At 42.9% G+C, this 25325-nt stretch carries 22 protein-coding genes; all 22 read right to left on the reverse strand.

The window, feature by feature from the left end; all coding sequences use genetic code 11:
• Nucleotides 1–40: 40 nt before the first annotated feature.
• Nucleotides 41–4288, reverse strand: a complete 4248-nt coding sequence (locus tag DESPCE1_RS0111640; RefSeq protein ID WP_019850569.1) for a 2-hydroxyacyl-CoA dehydratase — start codon at nt 4286–4288, stop codon at nt 41–43.
• A gap of 407 nt (nt 4289–4695) precedes the next feature.
• The gene (locus DESPCE1_RS0111645) at nt 4696–5574 is read right to left on the reverse strand and encodes a peptidoglycan-binding protein (protein ID WP_019850570.1); all 879 of its coding nucleotides are present in this window, start codon (nt 5572–5574) and stop codon (nt 4696–4698) included.
• Nucleotides 5575–5659: 85 nt separating this feature from the next.
• A complete protein-coding gene (locus DESPCE1_RS0111650) occupies nt 5660–6118 on the reverse strand; it encodes a type II toxin-antitoxin system RatA family toxin (protein ID WP_014794204.1) in 459 nt (152 codons plus the stop codon).
• 51 nt (nt 6119–6169) lie between these two features.
• Nucleotides 6170–6532, reverse strand: a complete 363-nt coding sequence (locus DESPCE1_RS0111655; RefSeq protein ID WP_014794205.1) for a YbaN family protein — start codon at nt 6530–6532, stop codon at nt 6170–6172.
• A 41-nt stretch (nt 6533–6573) separates the two neighbouring features.
• Nucleotides 6574–6912, reverse strand: a complete 339-nt coding sequence (locus DESPCE1_RS0111660; RefSeq protein ID WP_019850571.1) for an arsenate reductase family protein — start codon at nt 6910–6912, stop codon at nt 6574–6576.
• 192 nt (nt 6913–7104) lie between these two features.
• A complete protein-coding gene (locus DESPCE1_RS0111665; RefSeq protein ID WP_014794207.1) occupies nt 7105–8046 on the reverse strand; it encodes a hypothetical protein in 942 nt (313 codons plus the stop codon).
• A gap of 86 nt (nt 8047–8132) precedes the next feature.
• The gene (locus DESPCE1_RS0111670) at nt 8133–10310 is read right to left on the reverse strand and encodes a sensor histidine kinase KdpD (protein ID WP_019850572.1); all 2178 of its coding nucleotides are present in this window, start codon (nt 10308–10310) and stop codon (nt 8133–8135) included.
• On the reverse strand, nt 10285–10971 hold the full coding sequence (locus DESPCE1_RS0111675) for a response regulator transcription factor (protein WP_019850573.1): 687 nt from the start codon (nt 10969–10971) through the stop codon (nt 10285–10287). The genes DESPCE1_RS0111670 and DESPCE1_RS0111675 overlap by 26 nt, the downstream gene beginning before the upstream one ends.
• 346 nt (nt 10972–11317) lie before the next feature.
• Nucleotides 11318–11917, reverse strand: coding sequence for a flavodoxin family protein (locus DESPCE1_RS0111680; protein WP_019850574.1), 600 nt, complete (start codon nt 11915–11917; stop codon nt 11318–11320).
• 92 nt (nt 11918–12009) lie between these two features.
• On the reverse strand, nt 12010–13182 hold the full coding sequence (locus DESPCE1_RS0111685; RefSeq protein WP_019850575.1) for an amidohydrolase family protein: 1173 nt from the start codon (nt 13180–13182) through the stop codon (nt 12010–12012).
• Between the two features lie 18 nt (nt 13183–13200).
• Nucleotides 13201–13602: a PaaI family thioesterase gene (locus DESPCE1_RS0111690; protein WP_014794212.1), complete on the reverse strand. Its 402-nt coding sequence runs from the start codon at nt 13600–13602 to the stop codon at nt 13201–13203.
• Nucleotides 13603–13615: 13 nt separating this feature from the next.
• Nucleotides 13616–15310 (reverse strand): M3 family oligoendopeptidase, encoded by a 1695-nt coding sequence (locus tag DESPCE1_RS0111695; protein WP_019850576.1) that lies wholly within the window; start codon nt 15308–15310, stop codon nt 13616–13618.
• 48 nt (nt 15311–15358) lie between these two features.
• Nucleotides 15359–15970 carry a viroplasmin family protein gene (locus DESPCE1_RS0111700; protein WP_019850577.1) on the reverse strand — a complete coding sequence of 204 codons (612 nt, stop codon included), beginning with the start codon at nt 15968–15970 and terminating at the stop codon, nt 15359–15361.
• 69 nt (nt 15971–16039) lie between these two features.
• Nucleotides 16040–16393 (reverse strand): hypothetical protein, encoded by a 354-nt coding sequence (locus tag DESPCE1_RS0111705; protein ID WP_014794215.1) that lies wholly within the window; start codon nt 16391–16393, stop codon nt 16040–16042.
• A gap of 71 nt (nt 16394–16464) precedes the next feature.
• Nucleotides 16465–17430 (reverse strand): site-2 protease family protein, encoded by a 966-nt coding sequence (locus DESPCE1_RS0111710; RefSeq protein WP_019850578.1) that lies wholly within the window; start codon nt 17428–17430, stop codon nt 16465–16467.
• 547 nt (nt 17431–17977) lie between these two features.
• Nucleotides 17978–20302: an ATP-dependent DNA helicase gene (locus DESPCE1_RS0111720; RefSeq protein WP_019850580.1), complete on the reverse strand. Its 2325-nt coding sequence runs from the start codon at nt 20300–20302 to the stop codon at nt 17978–17980.
• Between the two features lie 16 nt (nt 20303–20318).
• Nucleotides 20319–21608: an aminotransferase class I/II-fold pyridoxal phosphate-dependent enzyme gene (locus DESPCE1_RS0111725; RefSeq protein WP_014794218.1), complete on the reverse strand. Its 1290-nt coding sequence runs from the start codon at nt 21606–21608 to the stop codon at nt 20319–20321.
• Between the two features lie 220 nt (nt 21609–21828).
• A complete protein-coding gene (locus DESPCE1_RS0111730; protein ID WP_019850581.1) occupies nt 21829–22176 on the reverse strand; it encodes a toprim domain-containing protein in 348 nt (115 codons plus the stop codon).
• 121 nt (nt 22177–22297) lie between these two features.
• Complete coding sequence (gene kapD / locus DESPCE1_RS0111735; RefSeq protein ID WP_014794220.1) at nt 22298–22933, reverse strand: 3'-5' exonuclease KapD; 636 nt, start codon at nt 22931–22933, stop codon at nt 22298–22300.
• 62 nt (nt 22934–22995) lie between these two features.
• On the reverse strand, nt 22996–24231 hold the full coding sequence (locus tag DESPCE1_RS0111740) for a M48 family metallopeptidase (RefSeq protein ID WP_019850582.1): 1236 nt from the start codon (nt 24229–24231) through the stop codon (nt 22996–22998).
• An 81-nt stretch (nt 24232–24312) separates the two neighbouring features.
• On the reverse strand, nt 24313–24753 hold the full coding sequence (locus DESPCE1_RS0111745; protein WP_014794222.1) for a DMT family transporter: 441 nt from the start codon (nt 24751–24753) through the stop codon (nt 24313–24315).
• 157 nt (nt 24754–24910) lie between these two features.
• The gene (locus tag DESPCE1_RS0111750; protein WP_014794223.1) at nt 24911–25276 is read right to left on the reverse strand and encodes a DUF1540 domain-containing protein; all 366 of its coding nucleotides are present in this window, start codon (nt 25274–25276) and stop codon (nt 24911–24913) included.
• Nucleotides 25277–25325 lie beyond the last annotated feature (49 nt).

A 25325-nucleotide genomic window follows, 5' to 3' on the forward strand; every position in this document is an offset into this window, starting at 1 on the left:
AATAAAGAACAGCCTTTGATTAATAACCCTTTTTCCTTTGCTACTTAGCGACTTCTCCTGCCTTCATATGCTCTTTGGCAACAGATAGCATCAGTTTGATTCGATTCAATTGATTTACTTCACTAGCTCCAGGGTCATAGTCGATTACAGCAATATTGGCTTTAGGGTAAGAGCGGCGCAGGGAGCGAATCATTCCTTTGCCAATAATATGGTTTGGCAAGCAACCAAAAGGTTGCAAGCAAGCAATATTCATAACACCGCTGTGCAAAAGCTCTACCATTTCTCCGGTCAAATACCAGCCTTCACCTGTCTGATTAGCTAAGGATATATGCTCCTCAGCGCTGCGAGCAATTTCTTCGATGGTACCGGGAGGGGTGAATCGTCGACTGGCAGCTAAGGCTCTGCGCATATCCTTCCGATAATGCTCCATGAGTTTAACAGTTAACAAGCCATTAAACATTGCTTTAAAACTACCTGATAGAACATCAAATTTAACTTTATAGCAATAGGCACAATAAAGAAGGAAACCCATTAAATCCGGTTGAGTTACTTCTGCCCCTTCAGCCTCCAACAATTCCACTAGATTATTATTAGCTGTGGGATGATATTTGACGAGAATCTCACCGACGATGCCCACTTTGGGTTTGACCATATCCTCATGGATTTCTAAATTGTCGAAGTCTTCGACGATCTTATAGATATTGGCTTTAATCTCCTTCTTGTTCCCTCGTCTCAAGGCTTCCTGGCATTTTTCCACCCAATAATCATAGCGAGCATTGGCGGATCCAGGAACCTTTTCATAGGGACGAACACGATGAAGAACGTTCATAAGCAAATCTCCATAAACAATTCCCCAAAGGAGATCTGGAAGCATCTTCGCTGTGATCTTAAAGCCGGGGTTGGCTTCCAATCCGGAGGCATTCAAAGAAATAACCGGGACTTGGTCCATACCTGTGTCTTTTAATGCCTTGCGAATAAAGGCGATATAATTAGTGGCTCGACACCCGCCACCCGTTTGGGAAATAAGGACAGCGGTCCGATTTAAATCATATTTACCTGATTTCAAGGCCTCTAACAATTGTCCGACAACGATGATGGTAGGATAACAGGCATCGTTGTGAACATGCTTTAACCCTTCATCAATAGCCCCCCGGTCAACGGAGGGTAAGACCTCAATAGTGTAGCCCGCCTTTTCAAAGCCTGTTTTTAAGAATTGGAACTGATGGGGAGCCATTTGAGGGGCAATAATAGTGTATTTTTTCTTCATTTCTTCCGTAAAGACCACTCTGCCTTCTGGATCATGAAGTTTCCTTGGCATGAAATGTCGCTTATCTCTTTCATGAACAGCTGCCAGCAAGGAGCGAATACGGATCCGAGCAGCTCCCAAATTGGTGATCTCATCTATCTTCAGGATAGTATAAATCTTACCATAACGCTCTAAAATTTCTGCAACCTGATCGATGGTTACCGCATCCAAACCGCAACCAAAGGAGTTTAACTGAATCAGTTCCAGGTTAGGTTTATCGGCGACAAATTGAGCTGCAGCATAGAGCCGGGTGTGATACATCCACTGATCCACCACTCGCATAGGCCGTTCGGGGTTCGTGATATGACGAATGGCATCTTCGGAAATCACTACTAGACCAAATCCTTGTAATAGTTCAGGGATACCATGGTGAATCTCGGGATCAATATGATAAGGTCGTCCAGCAAGGACAATTCCCTTTAGTCCATGAGCCTCAATATACCGAAGCGCCTCTTCTCCTTTCTGGCGAACATCACTTTTATAGTGCTCTAATTCCGCATAGGCTTTGTCCATGGCCTGAGCGATTTCTCGTGGTGTCAAGCCTTCTGCTTTAGACAATTCCTCGATTAAGCGTTTTCTCATGTGCTTAGGGCTATCAATGGGTAAAAAAGGATGATAAAAAATAATATTTTTTTCTTTCAAGATATCCATATTGGAACGGATCGTTTCCGGATAGGAGGTTACAATCGGGCAGTTGAAATGATTGTTGGATTCCAAATCTTCTTTAATATTAAAGGGAATGGAAGGATAAAATATTTTACTAACCCCTTTTTTCACCAAACTCACAATATGCCCATGGACCAACTTCGCGGGGAAACATTCAGACTCCGAGGGAATAGTATCCATTCCTGATTCATATAGGGTCTTGGTAGAATGTCCGGAGAGAACCACTCGATAGCCCAATTCCGTAAAGAAAGTGAACCAAAAAGGATAATCCTCATAAATATTCAGAACTCGAGGAATGCCGATTACCCCTCGGGGGGCTTCTTCACTGGACAAAGGCTTATAACGAAATACTCTCTTATATTTATAATCATACAAGTTAGGAATATCAGTCTCAGCTTTTTCATGGCCGGCTCCCCGCTCACAACGGTTTCCGGAAATAAAGATCTCGCCATTGGAAAAATGTTTAACCGTAAGCAAGCAGTTGTTTCCACATAAGCCACAACGTTTCATGGTCGTTTCCGTAGCGAAGGATTGCAGCTGTTCCGCCTGCAAAAGTTTTGTTTCGTAACCCTTGTCGTAACGCTCTTTAGCAATCAGCGCTGCTCCAAAAGCTCCCATAATTCCGGCAATATCGGGACGAACCACTTCCCTGCCCAGCAGTTTCTCCAAAGAACGCAGGACAGCCTCGTTGTAAAATGTTCCACCTTGAACAACGATTTTCTCCCCCAGTTCTTCCGTGTTGCGTAAGCGAATAACCTTAAATAAGGCGTTCTTAATGACGGACATGGATATCCCGGCGGATATATCACTGACCGTCGCTCCTTCTTTTTGGGCTTGCTTCACTTTGGAATTCATAAATACAGTACAGCGTGTCCCGAGATCCACCGCATTTTTGGATTCCAGACCAATTCGAGCAAATTCCTTAACATCCATATTGAGTGAGTTGGCAAAGGTCTCCACGAAAGATCCACACCCGGAAGAGCAGGCTTCATTAAGCATGATGGAATCAATAACCCCGTTTTTAATAACTAAGCTCTTCATATCCTGACCGCCGATATCCAGAACAAAATTGACACCGGGCAGGAAAAAGTCAGCTGCTTTGGCATGGGCTACGGTTTCGATCTCTCCAATATCCACCTTAAGTGCCGTCTTAATCAGCTGTTCTCCGTAACCTGTTACCGTAGAATTGCGTATGGTGATGTCAGGATTCAATTTGGAATGCATGACTTTTAGAGCACCTATGGTTGATTCCAGGGGGCTACCCATATTGCTTCCGTAATAGGAGTACAACAATCCCCCCTCTTCATCGATTAAAGCAATTTTGGTGGTAGTCGAACCCGCATCTATACCTAGAAAAGCATTGCCAGTATACTGCTGAGGATCTTTTCGGTTTACTTTATAGCGTGCATGCCTCTCTTTAAATGCCTCATATTCTCCTTCATCCGCGAAGAGAGGCTCTGCAGTGGTTTCTTCATCTTGGATAATGCTATTAATATAAGGAGCGTTATCATAGAGAGTCTGAGCGAAAAATGCTTGTTCATCCTGAGATGCTAATGCGGCTCCCATTGCTACAAAGTATTGAGCATCCTCGGGGAAAATAGCATAATCTCCTTCCAGTTTCAAAGTCTCCGTAAATCGTTTGCGTAACTCGGATAGGAAAAACAAAGGTCCACCGAGAAAGGCTACTCTGCCACGAATAGGGCGACCTTGAGCCAAAGCCGTAATCGTTTGATTAACAACGGCTTGGAGGACCGAAACAGCGATATCTTCCTTTGCAGCTCCTTCGTTCAACAAGGGTTGCACATCAGTTTTGGCAAAAACGCCACATCGAGATGCAATGGGATAAATAGTCTTATAATCCTTGGCCAGCTCATTTAAACCTTCTGCATCGACCTGAAGCAAGGAGGCCATTTGATCAATAAAGGCTCCCGTACCACCTGCACAGGTTCCATTCATTCTTTGTTCAATGGATTCGCCAAAATACGTAATTTTAGCATCCTCGCCCCCCAGCTCAATAGCAACATCAGTCTGAGGTATCATCTTCTTGACCGCTGCGGACCCCGCTATGACCTCTTGGACAAAAGGAACTCCCAATTTTCGGGCTAGGTTAAAACCGCCTGAACCGGCAATCATCATCGTAATAAGTTGTCCATTTAAAACGGACTTTGCATCTTCTAGCATCGAAAGAACAGTATCTTTGATATTCGAAAAGTGCCTCAAATATTGTTTATAGACAATGCCTTGTTCAGGACTGAGAATAATCATTTTAACAGTCGTAGAACCCACATCGAGCCCAACATTGAGCACCTTGGTCATCCAATTTCCTCCTATCAAAATCAATAAAAAATATATATACTTTATATATAATATAACATAATAATCGACAAGAACTAACTTGTCAGAATATTTAAACGGACCCAAATTCGATTTTCCACGGTATAAAATCCCATCTTAGTTAAAGATATCAAGCAGTAGTTCTTGACAGATGGACATATCATACTAGTAATATATGTATTTATTCATAATTAGAGACACACTTGAAAAATATATTCTACTGAAATAGATAGTTTCGCATTATATATTCTACAAGAAGTATAAATCTCCTTTTGATATTATCGGTCGAGAAAAATGCTCCCGAAGGTAAAAAAACCAGATAATACAGATTTAACTGTACTATCTGGCTACTCACTTTTACTAACTATACTGCTTACGAGATGGGGACTTTAGCGGCAATTTACCCCCAATGCCGTCCAGGTTCGAATCCCTACAATGCCATCTTGTACAAGGCCTCTGCTCTTTTGGAAGGCAATTACTGCTGCTTGGGTTCTAGAACCGAAAATCCCATCAATCGCTCCAGGCCTAAAGCCTTGTGCTATCAATAGGGATTGCAGTTCTTTAACAGCCGCCCCCCGAGATCCCATCCGCAAAGTCGGACAAGCGTGTGGGTGCGGGGATGGTGTCATGCAATTAACCCCCAGCGCCGTCCAGGTCCGGACGCCCACTATACCGTCTTGCACTAATCCCTTACTTCTTTGGAAAGCAACGACTGCTGCTTCCGTTCTCGGTCCAAAGATCCCATCAATGGCCCCCGGACTGAAGCCATGGGATGTAAGAAGCTGCTGCAGATGAACCACAGATGGCCCCGTCGAACCTTGACGCAAAGTGGGACAAGAGTGCGGGTGCGGGGATGGTGTCATGCAATTAACCCCCAGCGCCGTCCAAGTCTTAACCCCAACGATTCCATCCTGTACCAAACCCCGACTGCCCTGGAAAGCGATAACAGCTGCTTCTGTTCTCGGTCCGAAGATTCCATCGATAGCTCCTGGACTAAAGCCGTGAGATGTAAGAAGTTGCTGTAAATGTACGACTGAGGGGCCTTGAGAACCCTGTCTGAGAACGGGGCAAGCTTCGCCTTGACCAGGCATTTGTGGATGCATTGGATGCGTTGGGCATGGTTGTGCTGGAACACAAATAACTTGACCTGGGAAAAGACACATAGGATCAGCAATTTGCGGATTTAACATGAGAAGCTCTTCTACTGTAGTATTAAACATACAGGCAATGTCGAAAAGAGTTTCCCCAGGTTTTACCACATAATTCATAAATACACCCCTTTCCATAGATTTTCCGTATATCCTATGCAAAAGGTACGGGAATGCTATTGGAAATGGGCAAAAGGATAGAAAATTACTCGCGTTCCTTTAGGTACAAAGAATCCAGATGGCGATGCAAACGCTTCAACACCCTTTGAAATTGAAAGGAATGTAGAGTGGAAATATTAATGATATTCGCTACTAGACTCATTACTCTTCCATGAGGTTCTAAAGCAATGGAATAGCTAACCTTCGTTCCGCCATTTTCCAGTTCCTCAAGGTCCCACCAGCTCTCGCCAACGACGACACCCTGATAATAACGAATATCTATGCGACTTGGAAAGGTTAAGGATATTGTCTCGCAACGGAACCATCCCCCTGAAGCCCATACTTCAATCTTGGCATGGAGATTATCACTGGGCTTTTCCAAGATTCGCACTCGAAATTCTCCTGGCCACCACTTTTTATATCCCGGAATGTCCGCAAGCAAGGGATAGATCATTTGTGGTGAATAGGGATATTCATAGGAATCCTTAGCTTGAATTTTGCTCATCTTTTAGTCGTTCCCTCCTGCATACTATCTTCTCCGCGTGGACTTAAAAGCTCATTTTTTCGTTTTTCTGCTTAATAAAAAGATAGTAACTCCTGAGCCAATCCCGACGAGAAGGACCCGCACCCAAAATATTTCGATAAAAAACACCATAGAAATTGCTAAAGAAAGCCATAAGCATGAGATAGATACAGCTTTAGCACGCAAAGTAATTCCTTTATCTTCGTAATAATCCTTAAGATAAGGTCCAAGCCATTTACTTTCCAACAGTCTCTTATGAAGATTTGGGGAACTTCTCATATAGCATGCCCCTGCCAATAATAGGAAAGGAGTCGTGGGGACTACAGGTAAGAACACACCGATAACGCCAAAAATTACACATAGTGTTCCAATCCCAATCAAAATCATTTTCATCATTTACTTTTCTTCTCTTCCTTCCCATGACTTATTATTGAAAATCATTCCCACTCTTTCCATACTTCCGGTTGATAACCTACTGTTGCTTTCCTGCCATTTCGGACAATAGGGGTTTTATAGAGTTTAGGATGAGTTAAAAGAAGTTCTTCACGAATCTCCACGCCCCTAATTTGATCAAGTTTTAGAGTTTTATATTCTTTCGCATCTTTATTTATAAGTTCATTTAAAGAGACAGTGGATTTAACGCTCTGCAGTTCACCTTTACTTAAAGCTTTTTCATTGAGATCGATAAATTGAAACTTAATATTTCGTTCTTTAAAGTATCGTTCCGCCTTTTTGGTATCAAAACATTTTTTAGTTCCAAAAATCTGTATATTCAAAAGTTCTGCCTCCTTAATAAGGAAATCCTTTAATTATAATTTTGCAAGTATTGGGTACTCCTTTAAAATAGCATAAACTATTAGATTTCGTCCATCTATTGCAATTTTTAATCTTACCCTATACATTCTGATTAATGCAAAAAAGGCTTTTCCAGACAATGTTTTCATTATCGGAAAAGCCTATCAGGGTGTCTATGCTCTTCTTAGTTCATCCCATTGATGGATGACTCTCAGCATATTATCTTGAATACTTGAGGCATAGATTGTCTCCAGCCAAGTAAAGTAATTTTTAATTATGATCTGATCCTCATGACAAAGTTCCATATATGCAACTAAAGGCATGTATTCAGTGTCATAAAGCAAGGAGGCGACAAAGAGCTCTGCGAAGAATTCTCCCCCATCTTCAGGGTTCATCTGGTAATCATCAAAAATTTGCTTGACCATATTCATAAAGCCCGGAGGCATCACCTTTGTATCTTCTGTTATCGAATAATGTAGAATGTGAACCAATGCATGGAGAATAGGAAGTAATAACTCCCTTTCCATATTCGGTTGAAAAACCCCCAGGCAATGAAGGCGCGGAATGGTCATTAGGGAACCTTCTCTTAATTTTAATCTGAAACTTAATACAGGGACTAAGAGGGGGTTCTTCGTCAAGCTATTAAAAAACACAGGATAGTCTTCTTTGAGAAAGGATAAGGCACAATCCATCTCTTTACATAAAGCATCTTTTTTGCCCCAAGTGTCCTGCTTCCAAGTCGTAGGGCTCTGCTCCGCTAATGATAATATTTTGAGAAGTTCCAGCACTTCACCTTCAAAGCTTGAAAAACGGATAGTTTCGGGAAGTCTGCCCAAGGTATAACACAGCCAGAAAGCTAAGGAATCTTCAGGAGGAATCGTCATGTACAAGCATCGAGCTTTATAATATTTAAACTGGATATCATCAGCCCATTGACGCAGATACAAAATAAAAGCTTCCAAGGCATGCCTATCCGCATTGGCTAATCCCTCAGTTACCTCCTGAAGAAATTCTATTGCCTCTGCAGGACTCCTCATAGTTTTAATTTTCTTTTGATAAGCCAGGTATTGCTCAGGTTGCGTTCCACGATTCGGAACCTTGCTTTTCCGAAACATCTCAATCACCCCTCATTTAGGTTTCATGATAGAGTGTTCGAGATGACAAGGAAATTTCCCTTGGTAAATTTTGTCTATTATTTAAGCTATTCGGAATATAATGGGGTTTCTTTACTATCGTCTTTATACAAAAAAATAATCACTTTAAAGAGATCCCCATCCACTTCAATTGTAAAGCTCCCTTTTTGAATTTCAATCAGACTCGTGACGATGGACAAACCAAGACCGCTTCCTTGACTGCTTCTCGATTCATCCCCACGCTTAAAGCGTTCCATCAGCTCAGAAGAGGATATATTCAGTTCATAGGCCGAGATATTCTTGATGGTTAACCTTACTCCAGGACCCATGTCCTCCAGATCAATATATACTCTTGAACCTTCCAGAGCATATTTAAAAATATTGGACAAGAGGTTTTCTATGGATCGCCAAAGGAGCCTCCCATCAGCCTTGACCCAAATTCTTTCCCGGGGATAATTGAATTTAAAATCCAACTTACGTTCTTGGATTTTCTCATCCACTTCTCCTAAACCTTGAGTCAGCAAGGATACAATATCAATTCTCTCAAAGGTCACGGGAATATCCCCGCTGGAGGCTTTTGCAGCTTCAAAGAGGTCATCGGTCAACACCTTAAGGCGCTGTGATTTTTGGTCGAGAACCTCTACATATTCTTTTATCTTCTCCGGGTCTTCTTCCGTTTTTAATAAATCAACATAGGTTATGATGGAAGTTAATGGAGTTCGGATATCATGGGAAACATTAGTGATTAATTCAGTTTTTAAGCGTTCGCTTTTAATCTCATTCTCCACGGCCTTGTTTAAGCCATCAGTTATACTGTTGATATCTCCAGCCAGTTGAGCAAACTCTCCCCTTCCCTTGATATTAATTGTCGTGGCAAGGTCCCCTTCCTTAACCTGTCTAACCCCCTCTTTAATGGCCTTGAATTCTTTGACTTTCTTAAAGGACAACCATACAGCCAGACCGATGGTAATAGGAAACATGAAAAAGGTTAAGGCAACGCATAAAGGGTAACCGATGGCGAGGATGGCCACCTTCATTCCCAGACTGCCGCTGTCATAAATGGCTTTGATACCGGAAAAGAACTTATGAAAAATCGTATAAACCAAAGTGTGTTTGAAGAGGGTTCTATTCTTAATATGCTTAACCAGGGATAGGACAAAGATCAACCCTAAAGTTGCTATGACCAGAGTAGTGGGATAGATAAGGACGGCATTTTGACTTCGATACAGCTCTTCACAGGATGCAAACCATGAAATAATCAAGGCTAAACAAATCGCTACATTAAAATCATTATAGAGGCGATCGAGTGTATTGAGATGGATTTCTTGATCATCCTTTGAATTTCTTCCCCAGACGGCCAAGAGATAGATAAAGGAAGCTATGAGTCCTGCAAGATAAGCTACTATCCGATAAAGAGCATAATTAGCGACTTCTTTGTCTTCCTGCCATTCAGCAATCCGAGGATTTAAAAACTCATCCTCAAAACCGATATACAAGACATCCGGATAGTCTTGTGAATAAACGTCAGGAGTAATCCAATGAAAACGCGGATTCTCTTTAATCTCCTGGGGATGGACATTCTGGATAAATCCTTCAAATAGCATATAGGCGGGATAAGAAGTATACCCTTCTTTCGACAACTCTGCATGATTGGTCAGCTCCAACTCCCCGGATTTTAGGAAATAATTCAACCCCTTATAGCTTGCTAACCGCTGTAAAGTCGTTTGGTAATAATAAAGATCTTCTTGAATCAGACGTTCTTTTTCTTTTTCTATCTCTTCTTTATAAGCTTCCAAGAAAATTTGATAATTTTCCCTGTCGGATAGATTTGGATTATAAATCCCCGACTGTACCGAACTGGTAGTGCTGGAAGCAGACCGTTGGAAAACGCCCACTTCTACATGCTCCTCGATTACTGTTGAGCTTCTGTCGCTGTTTACCTGAAACTCCCAATAGAGGCTGTCAATTCTATTTCTAAGTCTATCCTCTGAAATAGTTCCTCCAGCTAAAATATTTTCCTCACTCTTATATCTGCTGAGTGACCTTAGGTCGCTGATAATAGTGTTACTTTCATCAATGAAGCCTTCTCCTAGATAATAGCTTTTTTCCAAGGCTACCCCAAAGTGGCTGCGATTAATGACATTGAGCACTAAAGTAATGACTTGAGTAAAACAAAAGATCACCAGCACAAAAGCCAGAGCTTTGGCAATCAGTGAATGGCTAAAGCTTCTCGATTTTATATCCAATTCCCCACACCACCTTCAAATATTTGGGCTCCTTCGGATTGATTTCTATTTTTTCACGGATTTTTCGAATATGAACGGCTACTGTATTCTCCGCACTGAAGGCTGCCTCATTCCAAACGTTTTCGTAAATCTGATCAATGGAAAAGACCCTGCCTGCATTGGCTGTCAGCAGCTTCAAAATCTTATACTGGACAGGGGTCAACTTAACTTCTTCACCGTCCACGGTGACGCATTTGCTTTCATCGTCGATCATCAGACCACCGGATTGATAGACATTCGTCTTTGTTTCCAAGCTTCCTAAGGTTACATACCTTCGCAGCTGAGATTTGACCCGGGCGATTAACTCCAACGGATTAAAAGGCTTCGTAATATAATCATCCGCACCCATATTTAAGCCCATGATTTTGTCCGTGTCTTCGGATTTAGCCGAAAGCATGATGACCGGGATATTCCGTTCTTCCCGGATTTTCATCGTGGCTCTGATCCCATCCATTTGGGGCATCATAATATCCATGATTACCAGGTGGATAGCCTGTTCTTCGATAATCTCAAGCGCCTGGAGTCCGTTGAAGGCTTTATAGATCGTATAGCCTTCATTGGTTAAGTAGATTTTGATTGCTTCTACGATTTCCTTATCATCATCGCATACCAAAATATTCATGTGTGGGGCTCCTCTCACCAATCAATTCGTACAAATTATACCACGTCCTTTCTTATTCTTTAGGACTATGGTAACCATTAATTCTTATCATTCTTCCGATATAAATCTTAATAACTTCTTAAGATTCCATTCCTGATGTATCAAGTCCTCGATCCTATTCGCATCTTGCGTTATCTACTGATAAATTATCCCTGGTCAAATAGATTATTGATTGCCCTTAATAAACAGGATGACCCGGGAGGTGCTCCCGGGTCATCTTTTTATTCTAGATCCATAAACCTATATTGATTTACAAATTTCTCGATAAGCGTAAAAACTTCATTTCCCTTACAACTTTCAAAGCAGGTCAGCTCTTTCGTATAGACTGGGTGGCATCACACACCTGGACCAATCGTTTACCGAGAAGCTGTAACCGTTCCAAAGCAAATTCATCTTGGTCTGCAGGACGATGTGCCACAACTCCATGATGCCCTGCATCTTTTTCCCCAAATCCATCCCCCACAATCACCATTCCTTGCACCAGCATAATGTCATGGAGTGCTTTTATAGTCGCTTCCTGTCCACCATATTTTGAGCCTCCGACGGTTACCCCGGCACCCACTGTATTATAGAGCCAGAATTCCCTCCTTAGCTTTCTCGTTTTATCAAAAAATGCTTTCAATTGAGCTGTCACTGTACCAAAATAAGTAGGGCTGCCTATGATCACGCCGTCTGCTTTTCGCAAAAGTTCATACCCTTCCTCAAGCGGTGTTCCCTTGTAGCATGCCCCGGTACAAGGGTTACTACAAACCACACAAAAGGGCTGTTTTACAGAATTGACTAATTCAGCAACTTGAATCAATTGCGTATGGGCACCAAGGGTGCTCGCCTGCTCCAGTATTTTATCAACTAAAAATGCCGTATTACCCTTGGCATTCGGGCTACCGTTGATCCCGATGATTAACAAATGACCCACCTCATCTTATAAGCATTTCATACAGTCTATACCAAATCAACTTAAAAGTGATTATATAATGTAAAGTGTTCTACATTAATTCCTTATAAATCTCTTAACTGAAGATGGTTTAAAGGGATACCAACTTCCAGTTTTCCATACTCAGGCAATCCACAGATTCGTGCATTTTCTTGAGTAGCAAGGCGATAGACTTCTTCTTCAGGGATTCCAGCTTCCCCCATCCAAATTATTTCATCTAGAAATGAGTCACCATGGGGTACTGTATAGGCTCCCGCATCGGTACCAATCCCCAAGCGCACACCAGAATTATAGGCCTCCTTAATCCGAGCAAGGTGACCTTTTACTATTTTAGATAAGGTATCCATTTCATGGGCGGAGTATCTGTCTGAAGGGTATTTTAAGAGATTACCTATAGGGGCAACCGTAGGGATCCAGGCGATACCTCGGGCTTTCATCTGCATTAAGTGCTCAGAAGTCATATAATATCCATGCTCTATGGAATCCACTCCTGCTTCAATCGCTCTGAAGATTCCCTCTTCCCCACTGGCGTGGACCATCACCAAGATTCCTCTTGCATGAGCGGAGGTGGTTAATTCCCTCAATTCCTCCACACTCCATTGGACTGGTCCAACCTGTTCATACTGATTAAAGGATATAATTCCAGTGCCGATTACTTTGAGTTGGTCTGCACCTTGCTGGAAAAACTCTTCTTTAGCCCGGTGCCAGTCCTGTATGCTTTGGAAACCTCGTCCAAGAAAGCGTCCATACATGCCAAGCCGAGCTACAGCTTCCCGCACTGAAACCACCCTGGGGCCTTGCCACTCTCCATTTTCAATTCGCTTTTTGGCGCACCAGGCGAAACCCGGTAAATCACCACCATCCCGGATAGCAACAACACCTGACCCTAAATAATGGAGAAGAGTATCCTGAATCCCCTTCTCCATCAGAGAAGGGTTATGCCAGTTTTCGAGACATTGGTAAAAATCAATGCTATCCAAAGCTAAATGCACATGACTATCAATAAAGCCTGGCATGAGAAGATAGGGTTGCCAGGCAAAATATTCTTCTGAATAAGCCTTTGGGCACTCCGTGTCTGAGGAACATGGACAAAGAGAGCTCACTCTCCCCTTTTCCCATTTTAAATGAATGGGCCCTTTAACTTTGCCTGATTCAGGGGTCCAATACCCACCAATTACCGCTGAACCCTGTTCCGGTACTTCCACGATCGTTTTCTCTCCGCTGCAGGAAATAAACATATCTGCTCCTTCTTAAAGTCAGTTCTCACGCCGAGTAATGAGTGTAAAGGTCGAAGAACCGATAGCCACCAGATTATCGTCTTCGTCGTAGACATCAACTGTCCCCATAAAAAGCCGTTTGCCTTCTTTGACAAGGTTGGCATAAGCATAAATATCTGAATCCGCAACGGGTAGAAGATAGTTTACCTTCAACTCAACTGTCACCGCATAGTGATCCGGACCTATCACTTCATTGACAGCCACACCCATAGCAGCATCGACCGCTGTGGCGATGATGCCTCCATGTACATTGCCATGAACTTGTTTTAGCACATCCGTATTGGTGATCTTAACACCTTTTTTCCCTTGATCATTGGTAACGATGGAAATACCAAGGTGTCTCCATATATTACTTGTTCCTAAAGCTTCTAAACTTGCCATGCTTTCCCCCCCACTAAAACTTCCTGTCATCCACCTGCTCAAGCCATTGATTAATTACTTCGACGACAGATTTAATGCATCCTTCTTGGAAGGGAGAAATCAAATGACCCAGATCCACTAGATCCAGGAAGGACATGCTGCCCCCGACTCTGCACAAGCTTAAATAATCCTGCCAGGCTTCCTGAGAAGCCATACGGGATTTCTGCCAAAATTGAAACGCGCAAATCTGAGCTAAGGTGTAATCAATATAGTAGAAGGGATTGCCAAAGATATGCCCCTGCTGATGCCAATACCCTCCACCCTCAAGATATGTGTTGCCTTCATAATTCCGATGGGGAAGATATTTTCTCTCGATTCCACGCCAGGCTGCTTTTCTCTGTACAGGAGTGGCATCGGGGTTCTCATAGACAAAATGCTGGAATTCATCCACACTCACTCCATAAGGTATAAAGAGAAGAGCTTCACTGAGATGATGAAAACGATATTTATCTGCTTCTTCTTCGAAGAAAAGCTCCATCCAGGGCCAGGCAAAAAACTCCATGCTCATAGAATGGATTTCGCAGGATTCGTAGGTGGGCCATTGATATTCGGGGAGAGTGTGATGACGACTGGAATAGACTTGAAAGGCATGACCCGCTTCATGAGTCAAGACATCCACATCTCCTGAAGTTCCGTTAAAATTAGAAAAAATAAAAGGAGCTTGATGCTTGCTGACATAGGTACAATATCCCCCACCAGCCTTCCCTTTTTTGGTGACCAAATCCATAAGCTCATGGCTCACCATATATTCAAAGAACTCCTCAGTCTCTGTTGATAATTCTTTATATATCCTTCTTCCCTGCTCGATGATCCAATTCGGTTCCCCATGAGGCTTGGGATTACCTGAATTAAAGCTTGTTTTTTCATCGTAGTAAAACAAGTTCTCCAAGCCTAGGCGCTTCCGTTGACGTTCTCGTAAACGCGAAGCTATAGGTACGATATCTACTTGAACCTGTTTACGGAAATTAGACACCATTTCCGAATCATAGTCTGAGCGTAGCATCCGTGCATAGCCCAATCCCACATAATTGGGGTAGCCCAGCTTCCAAGCAATTCGTGTCCGAACCTTAACAAGCTGATCATAAATAGTGTCCAAAGTTTCTTCATGTTCTTCAAAAAAAGCATATTTCGCTTCATTGGCTCTTTTCCGAAGGATTGGATCGGTGGATTGTAAAAAGGGTCCTAAACCGGAAAGATTACGCTCTTCCCCTTCAAAGAAAATCTTAGCCGAGGCAATAAGCTTAGTATATTCAGTGGATAGTTTATTCTCCACTTGTAAATCCTCAATAATTTCAGGTATAAAGGTCTTTAGGGTTAGTTCGGCAATACGAAAGAGTTGCTTGCCCCATTTGTGTTCTAATTCCTGGCGAAATGGGGAGTCGATCAACACCTGATAAAACTCAGAGATTAATCCCTGGTAGATAGGCAAATTCTCATCGAAAAATTCCTGTTCCCGCTCATAGTAGGCATCATTGGTATCAATAGTTTGGCGTATTGAAGCAATTTGGGACATGGAGTCAAACTCTCCGCGTAAGCGATTGATATCCATGAAGATACGGTCTTGCTCGTGGAAATGTTCTGCTCTCTTAAACTTCTCAAGCCGATCTTTAAATTCTCCTTTGAGTTTTTCCATATCAGGACGTGAATAGGGAAAATCTTCGAATTTCATCTTAAAACCCCCAACTAAATAGCCCACCCTATGGTAGGCTTAAATATTTTAGTTTGCTATACCCAAGACACTCTTGGCCTTCATGTCCACATAGTCATTAAATTCATCCCCGCTATGGGCTTTAACCTTCTCAAAGCTATAGATTCCCCGATACTGATTCATCATCTTGGCATAGGCTTGGGTAAATTCATTTTTTGCTTTCCATTCTCCTGTAGCCCAAAAAGCGATTCCGGCATAATCATGAAGAATACGGATTTTGACCCCAAGCTGAGAGGCCTTTTTTACAGCGTAGAGAGCCGCAGCAATCTCCCCTGCCACATTGCGCATGGTCGCCGCAGCAGGGTTCTTACCCACGTCTGCATCTTCATAATGGACTTTGCCGTTTTTAACAAAAGCATAAGCCCAGGCATATTGGCCATTAACATAGCTTCCGTCGGTATATACATCATATTCAGCTATAAAGGAGTGATCCTCTGTGTTTAGCGGGTTACTGAATGTTTCCCCGTTGAACCATGCCTGGGCCTCATCTAATGTGGTAAAGGATCGGTAGACCGCTCCAGAAAAGCCATGGATGGCCCTCTTGCACTCTTCCCAGGAAGAAAACACTCCCTTATCCCGACCGGCACGGACAGCGTAAAATTTAGGTTTTTGGGTCCCCATAAAAAATATTCCTCACCTGTTACTTTTTCTTCAATGTTACCATAGGGATGACTTGAGAGGCAATAGGCCTTAATGAGCGGCCTGCTCAAGATCCGAGGCGATTTTCTCCAGGAGTCTGTTCATTTCCTGCTCCACACTCAAGGCTTCCGTATCACACCATTCGCCCCAAAAACCTTTACGATCTGTGAAAATCCTATATATAGGTATGCCCTCTTCAGCCATAATTTCTTTGGCTTCTTCAGGTAGGCTATCGCTAATCTTTGTAGCTAAATCCATAGCCAGACAAAGGGTATCCTCCCGTTGAGATAATAGTTCGATCGTTTCAAATCCTACACCAGAGGGTGACTCTTGATCATAAAAGAAGCTCATAATAACGCTTTCTTGATTCTCCAGGCTTTCATGTCTTTCTTGGTTTTTCTCCATAGAAAATCCCTCCCAATCCCAGGTTCTATTTAGTTTATCCCTCCAGATCCCTTTTCACTCAGTCATTTAACCTAAGCCAGAAGTTCCAAGGTGTAGGTTAGCCCCATGGCAAGGGAACCTACCAAGCCAAAATAAAGAATGGCAAACTGTACTCTTTCCTTCAATGGCACCTGATAATAGGCTGATAGATCATGTCGCTTTTTCCATAGATTGTAGACTTGAACTAATCCCAAGAACACGATAATCAAAAGGATAGGGTTAAAGGACTTAATCATGAGATAGATCAAGACAGGGATTCCCACGAGCCATAGATAGGGGGAGACTGCAGAAACAATTCGCCCTCCATCCAAAGGATGAACAGGAAGAAGATTGAAAATATTAAGGAAGAACCCGACATAAGCGAGAGCCAGAGCCAGTTCATACCCTGTAAACCAGTAGAGCATCAAGCACAGCACAGCAGCCAGACTCCCAAAAAGGGGACCGCCATAACCGACTTGAGCTTCAGTCACCGCATCTTTTGGGTTTTCCTTCATACCGATTAATGCACCCACGAAAGGAATAAACACAGGGCCCGATACGGCTAAGCCAACCCGCTTCGCTGTGAAGTAATGACCCATTTCATGAATGAAGAGTAACGCTACAAATCCCAAGGCAAATTTAGCGCCATAAAATACGGCATAGATCCAGATCGTAGCCACCATGGACACCGCAGTGGTGGCAAACTTACTAAGCTTAAGAAAGACGAAGAGAAACTTGAATTTAGACAATAGGAAAATGATAATAAATTTCCCCTTCGTCAACAAAGGAATGGCGAAGGCTGCTGCAGCCCATAAACCCTTTTTGTTCCCTGTCTTGGATGTTTTGTTTTGTTCGTCAAGATACTGTTCATCAGAATATTCATCCTGATAAACAATATCTTGATCCGCCCCATCGTATTCCGAGGAAGAGGAAAAGTCCTCTTCTCTTCCCTTCTCTTGATCCAGCTTATCGATAATCCATCCCTCCTTAGCATTTACTTTTGCAGGGTAACCGGCCATGCCACTGCACCTGCAATGGATGAAAAGCGTCGTCCGGATCGAGTAGCTTTACTCACAATGAACCTTCGGGCGTGAGCTCCTGAAACCCTCCACTGGAGGCTTTCTTCATCGGAGCTCACGTACTCTATAGCTCCAGAGCTGATCAACTCGCTTTCTTAACAGCATCTGCGGCGGATAAGCGTTCTTTGGGGAATGCCGCCTTGAGCGAAACTGTCCACTGGACACTTTCGACGCCAAACCCCACTGCTTTCTGCATGTGGCCGCTCCTGCACGTCCATGTGCCCGCGGCATCAGGACCTCCATGTCCAAGCAACCAGTGGCTACGCTACGTTAAGAAAGCCTCGTTGACCCGGTCGCTCCTCCGCTTAAAGAAAGGTGAGTGAAGCGAAGCAGAAGCCTTAGCAGCCTTATACACAGTGAAGGCCGTTCCCTTTTGTGCGCAAAGCTACGTTCATAGGTCTATTCAGCTCCCATTTTGGGCTTTTTAAGGACTTTCTTGGAATCCGCTTACAACTCCTTTACGGAGCAGTGACACCCGCTCCCCTTTTCATGATGATCCCCAAAAGGCTTTCAATAGCGAAGAAATCCGGCTATTGTCCTGTAGCGTGTATATAGTATTCCACTCCTTAGGAAAAAGCCGCTTGTAGGATAAGCGGGTAAACCTTTCATCTATTAAGAGTATTGCTCCCCGATCCTGTTCTGTTCGTATGACTCTCCCACAGGCTTGGAGTACTTTACTCATCCCAGGATACATATAGGCAAATTCAAACCCTTGGCCATAGCGTTCTTGAAAACAAGCACGAATAATGTCCCGTTCCGCTCCTATCTGAGGTAGTCCCACCCCGACGATAACAGCTCCGGACAAGCGATCTCCAGTAAGATCGATTCCTTCTCCAAAGATTCCCCCAAGCAGGGCCAATCCCACCAGACTCTCTTGAGGGTCCTCCTGAAAAGCTTGCAGGAACTCCTCCCTATCTTCTTCGGTCATCCCTGTAGTTTGAGGCAAAACCTTAAATTCGGGATGGACCTGGAGAAGCCTTTCCTGAACCCGCTCAAGATACTCATAAGAGGGAAAGTAGACCAAATAATTTCCTGTTTTACCCTCAACAAATTGAGTTATAGCATCGACGATTGAATCCAAAGATAGGGAACGATGAGTGTATTTGGTGGATATTTGCTTCTGAAGCATAAGGCAAAGATTTTCGGGAGGAAAAGGAGAAGGTAATTGCAGCTTATAAGACTTTTTCTCTCCCCCCAAAATCTGAATAAAATATTCCAGAGGACTTAAGGTGGCTGAGAAGAAAATGGCTGCTCTCCCTTTGTTTAAGACCTGAGCCAGTTGTTTGGAGGGATCAACACAAAAGAGTTTAACACGAACATCCTGCTCCGGACATTGATAATACGTAACGTAATGCTCATCATAGCTTTCTGCGGTTCGCAGAAAGGCTTGAATATTAAAGTACAGTTCCGTTAGTTTCTCTTTCCAAGGTGGATTTTCCTCTTTCTTAAAAAACTTCTCCGCTTCGTTCACCACCCTCTCCAAGGAAGAGTAAAGGGATGTGGGGGCGTCTTTTTCCACCTCAAGACCTTGTTTTTTAAATTTTAAAAAATTCTTGCTGACCGTTTGGAGCCTCTTCCCAAGAACCGGTTCCTCATCCTCTACAAGATTCTTCAGATGGAGGAATTCCTCCTTGTTTAATTCAGCGGAAAACATTTCCCGTGCCCGCTCCACCAAATTATGAGCTTCATCAATTAGAAAGGTATAGTCTCCGCCTTCAAGGAAAAAGCGCTTGAGAAACACTCTTGGATCAAAAACATAATTATAATCACAGATAACTAAATCAGCCCAATTAGTGAGTTCAAGGGAAAATTCAAAGGGACAGATGGAATAGCTTTTGGCATAGTTCTCAATCTGCTCCCGATTCCAAATATCGCTCTGAAAAATATCCTCCAGGGCTGGCCCTAAGCGATCATAATATCCTTTGGCATAGCTGCAATTTTCCGGTGTACATTCCCTCTCGGGACAAAAGCATACCTTATCTTTAGCCGTAAGAGTGACCCTCTTAAGAGAGAGCCCTTGTTGCTGGAGCATAAGGAGAGAGCGCTCAGCTACGGTGCGGGTGATGGTTTTAGCCGTTAAATAAAAAATGGGGGGCTCTTGCCCTACTAGGAGAGCTTTTAAAGCCGGAAAAATCGTCCCTAAAGTCTTGCCAATACCGGTAGGGGCTTGAGCATAAAGCTTATTCCCTTCTCTAATCGTCTTATATACTGCCACAACCAGCTCTCTTTGGCCTTTACGATAGGTAGGATAGGGGAATTCAAGCCGGGAGATGCTCTTATCGCGTTGCTCGGTCCAAGATAAAAGTCGATTAGCCCAGGCACAATACCGATCCACAAGATCCCTAAAGAAGAACTCCAGTTCTTCTCTGCAAAAGGACTTCCTGAATTCTTTAAGTTCATGGGTCTCCAACTGTATATAGGTTAGCTGAACCTGCACCTGAGCCAATTCTTCTTGCTTTGCCACTATATAAGCATAGCACTGAGCTTGCGCCCAGTGCAAATGATTATAGGATTCGTCAATCAGATCCAAGTCCAGGGATGTGGATTTAATCTCTTCGATGACAATTCCCGATTCATTTCTAAACATCCCGTCTGCTCGCCCATGGATTTCTAAGCTAAAACCATCCTGATGCACCATTGTCCGTAGAGTCACTTCAGGCTGATAGTCTGTTCCCCGCTCCTTTTGTAGGTACTGATGGGCATAGATTCCTTCCACCATCCTGGATCCACTCATGAAACCCATCTGTAAATCACCCTGTCGTAAGACGAATTCAACCAGGGTCCGAACAGAAACACGTAGTTTTTTGTCCAAGACTTAATACTCCTGACTATGCTAAATCTTTCGTTCCTTGATAAATCAATGTAAACAATTCTTCCAAATCTTCTTCTTCCACACAAGAAAAGGCCACTCGAATATCTGATTCACCTAAAGCGATTACGCCCACTCCATAATTGTGGAGTAAATGCAGACGCAATTCTTCAGCCTTTACTCCTTTAAGCTTTAAGCACATAAAATAGCCGGAATTAAAAGGATAATAGTCCCAAAGATCTTGATAGTCACCGCGATTTAATAGCTCTTTGACCTTTAAAGCCCGGCCCTCCATAATCTTATACTTCTCTTGCTTTTGCTTTATAAAATCAGGGGATTCCAAAGCGTGAAGGACAAACGTTTGTGCCGGGTGGGAGGCATTAGAGATCGTCCCACGTATTATAGCCTTAGTCTTATTCTCCAGTGCATTGCAAACCACCGAGCTTGAATCCGCAAAAGTGATGAAACCAACCCGAAATCCCCATACATACTCTTCCTTTGTCGGGCCATCCACCTTAACTGCTAAGATACGTGGATGGATATTGGCAAGTCTTCCAAAAAGGGATTCTTTAATAGAGTCCTCATAGAAAAGTCCAAAATATGCATCATCGCTTAAAACCACCAGATTAATTCCCTGCTCCGCTACTTCCAGTAAAGCCTCCACAATGGCTTGGGCCTCTTCCTCAATAGGTGTATAACCAGTTGGGTTATTCGGAAAATTGAGAAGCAAAACAGCCTTGCCTTGTTCTTTTTGTGCCAAGAGAACTTCTTTCATACCCTGGGTATTGAATTGTCCTTTATCAGTGAAAAAGGTAAAGTTTTGTAATCTAGCATTCCTACGGGTCCCAAAAATCATACTGTAATTACCCCAGATCTTATCAGGAAGCACTAATACATCTTGTGGATTTAAAAAAAGGTCCGCTACAATACTCAAACCATGGGTTAAGGCGTTGGTCACAATAGGTTGACTCATGGTCTTTCCCTGTAAAGAGGGATTATCTTTAAACAGTTTTTCTCTCCAGACAGCCCTAATTGAGGGTTTTCCTGCAGGGGGCGCATAAGTATAAATGTCTTGAGGATTATACTCGGACAAGGTCTCTTGTATAACCGGCAGAAACATGGGTTGCCCTTTTTCAGTTGCCATACCTATTGTCGCATTAAAGCGATAGGCTTTTTCTGTAGCCTCATCAGTCTGGGTCAATATCCCTTTCGGATAATATAAATTCTTTCCTAAATCCGAGAGCAGTTCGTATACATAAGGATTTTCTGCCCTTATCTGCTCATTAAGTTCCTTGGCAATATCATGCATGAGTGTTTCTTCCTTTCCCATAGGTGAATCCAACCGGACCTAATGCTATATTATGCTGTGAAAACCTATTCTCTTAAGATTTTTTATAATTTCACAAAGATTTTATTATGATTCGCTGTAAAGTCGACAAGTTCCTTCCTTTCGACACGAGTATATAGAATACATGAATAATACAGCCGACACAAAGATAATGACGGTTGCCTCACGACAACCGTCAACCTTAAAAAAATTCTTCCTCCGCTCGAATTTCCTTGACCTTAAAATGGGCATGTTCTAAAACTTGAGCCAGTATATCGAGAGGAGTCGTGGCCACTTCGCGATACATGCGATGAGTGTATAAATGATGGATATTTGGAAGTACCTGATTGAGGTTTTTGCGGATTTTCTCTCCGGAATCATCAGCATCCACCAAAAGATACACCTCTGAATCTTCAAGTTGGGTCGCCCATTCTTCAGTTTTTTCATAACTCATCGTCCCATAACTGCACAGTATCTCAACGGGTTCGGCTAATACCTCATGGAGTCGCTCTTTATCAGTTTTTCCTTCAACAATAATGACTTTTGACATAGTTTTACCCCCAGCTCGTCAGTTTGCTGGTCCTTACTTTCACTCAAGTCTCAGCTTAATCTCCTATTATTGAAAATAGCCTTTACGAACACCCTTAGATTTATGCGTTGCTCTCATCTTCTCAGACAATAATGTTCGAATTATTCCGAGGAGCTGCATCTGCAATTCTTTTTTCTTCAAAGCCATGAGTCTGTTCACTGGTTTTAACTGCCCATCCTTCACTCATTATCTTCGCCATAACCTGAGCAGCATTTATAGCATCATCCAGGGCAGAGTGGAGTATCCCAATTTGTTCTATAGCGTTTTCTTCAATGGCCCTCTTTAGAGAAATCAAATGGTCAAGAGAGCGATAATGCTTATATTGCTCTGCTAAATCAATATAGTTATCCCAGATAAAGGGGTATTTTAAACCATACTTTTCACATACACTACCCAAAATCTTACGATCCGCATCTCCCCAAGCCACTATAGTCGTTTCCTGATGGAGTACCAATTTCTGCAGGTGCCGAATGGCCTCTTCCAAAGGAATTCCTTGATCCACGTCTTCTTGGCGGATTCCTGTAATCCCATAGCTTTCTTCGGCCAAACGTGGCCAAAAGCGGGGCTTTACAAAGGCATTAAAGGTCTTATCCACTAATAATTTGCCGTTAGGATCAAGGACGATGGCCCCTACTTCTATGATTTCTGGAAACCAGGCTCTGGGTTTACCATAACTTCGGGGAACTGAAAATTCAAAATCCACAACTAAAAAGTCCATCTTCCAACCTCCATTCTTTGAGCACCAATGCAAGTCATCATTAGTCTAAGTATATAGGAAACTTACTTTAGGGGGAAGGGTACACCCACTTCATTTATTTTTTCGATTCGTGTCAGCACTGAAGGATGAGTATAGCTAAACCATTCTATAAACTTTGGCGGAGATAAATCAGAACGGTTCTTCAGAGCCAGATTCATCTGCAGCTGAATTGCCGCTTGAGGATCCTCGGTAAGTAAGACGGCCGTCTGATCTGCTTCAATCTCCATTTGGCGGGAAATAGAATTTTGAAGAGGAGCACTCACAAAGTTAACTAATACTACGAATAATAGAAAAACTGCCCAAACCAGAGGGGGAACATGATGTCTGGACATTTCCTGTCGGAGAACAAGGTACGCTCCCCCCCACACTAAAAAGCTTCCCAAAGTTCCTAGGAAAAGTCCCCGGGCTATATGTCCTTTTTGCCAGTGAGCCATCTCATGAGCGATCACAGCTTTAATCTCTTCCTTAGGGTATTGATTGAGCAGATTATCGTAAAGAACGATCCGCTTTGTCTCCCCGACTCCGGCAAAGTAAGCATTAGCCTTCGTTGTTCTTATACTGGCATCCATCACAAGCATCTCATCAATAGCTAAATCAGCTTTATTAGCCAACTCATTGACCATGGAGGTGATTTCGGGGTTTGCAATAGGTTGAAAATGATTAAATAAAGGAGCTACAAAAACAGGCCAGAAAAGGCTTTGTATAACAAGCCACAGGGAAAAGAAAATCCCACAGATTAACCACCAGATTCTTGGCCAGTTACGAAACGCCAAAAATAATAAGAAAACACCAACCCCGCCCAGTACAAGGTCCAGCAAGGATTCTTTGAGAAAATCCCCCCACCAGGATGGGAAGCTCTGGGTGGAAAAACCCCAAAGCTCTTGCCAATAAAAGCCGCTGAAAAAAGTAAAGGGCAGACGGATAAGGGCAAGCAACGACCAGATCACAAGGTAAAAAGCGAGATATCCTGACCATTTTCGCCCTTGAGCCCACTGTTCACAGGCCCGGGAAAGACGGCTTCCTCGTCCCGAGGCCAGAATCCAAAGTAAGAATAGGGTCTGAACTATAAAGTTTAGGATGTATGAGATTCTTATTCCTCTACTATAATCCCGACCTTGTTCGATTTGCTCCACACCAAAAAACCGGACAGCCTCAGGTCGTATTTGACCTGGGAAAAGAGCATACCATAAATAAACAAGACTAAAAAGAAGGGCTAATGTAATCAATGAGATCCATATCATAGTGCTCCGGGTTTTCAAAAGCTAACCCCTCCTTGAAATCTGACAGTTCAATTGTCATACTTTTTAATATATGTACCCTCATATCGAATTATAGCTTCCCTATAAATTATGTCTCAATACGAGATAAAGGCCGCCCACCATCAGTACAATACCCAAAGCTCGAGAGAGATCCAGAGGGGTTTTAGCGACTCCAAGCAGACCAAAATGATCAATGATTATCCCCGTAAGAATTTGACCAAAAACGGCAGCGGTCAGAGTTCCCGCTACCCCAATTCTTTGCACCGACAGAATAGAGCAGGTAACACCTATTGCACCCAGGGCTCCTCCTATAAGCCATACTTTATGAACATGGGTAACTTGGCTAAAATTACCCTTGCCAAAAAACAGTACCGCAAGAGATAGACAGATCAAACCCACCGCAAAAGAAATCAGTGCTCCTTCAATTCCTCCGATTCGTTTTCCTAAAGTCCCATTAATAGGGGTCTGAATCCCTAACATCATCCCCCCAAAAAGCGCAACGAAAACAAATATTCCTTTCATAGACACTCCTCTTCCCTCTTGTGAGCTTAAGTCATCCATAACCTTAATGGTTCTATTATACAGCAAATCATAAAGAAACTAATACTCTCTTACATACCAAAAAGCTTGCCAGCGAATAAGGCAAGCTTTGTAGTAAAGCAAAAGAGGATCCTTTTATTTAACCCATTTTGGGATAGAAAGTTTCACATTCTGTTTCTTCTGCCGCCTGGGAAACTTCATTGCGAATCTCAACGTGGTCAGCATGGCAGTATTGATCGGTATTATAGGTACAGTTCACTGCATTACAGTGAACTTTAGGGTCCATTACCGGTTCTCCTGATACCGTTTGCTTTAAAGTCTCACTGTAATTCATATTTCCCAATGAAGAGATAAAATTACCGAGACTTTTCGAGCTAAAGGTTCCGCAGAAAGTAGCATCCCCACCCGTGGTCTCTCCTCCTTGAACCTCGATCTCATCGGCCGAACACAGGCGACTACGATTATACACGCAATTTACCGCATCACATTTTAGTTGAATGCTCATAATCTTACTCCTTCCTAACACCAGTCTGTATTGAATTATCCTTAGTATT

Origin of the sequence: Desulfitobacterium sp. PCE1, assembly GCF_000384015.1 — a bacterium.
GTDB lineage: Bacteria > Bacillota > Desulfitobacteriia > Desulfitobacteriales > Desulfitobacteriaceae > Desulfitobacterium > Desulfitobacterium dehalogenans.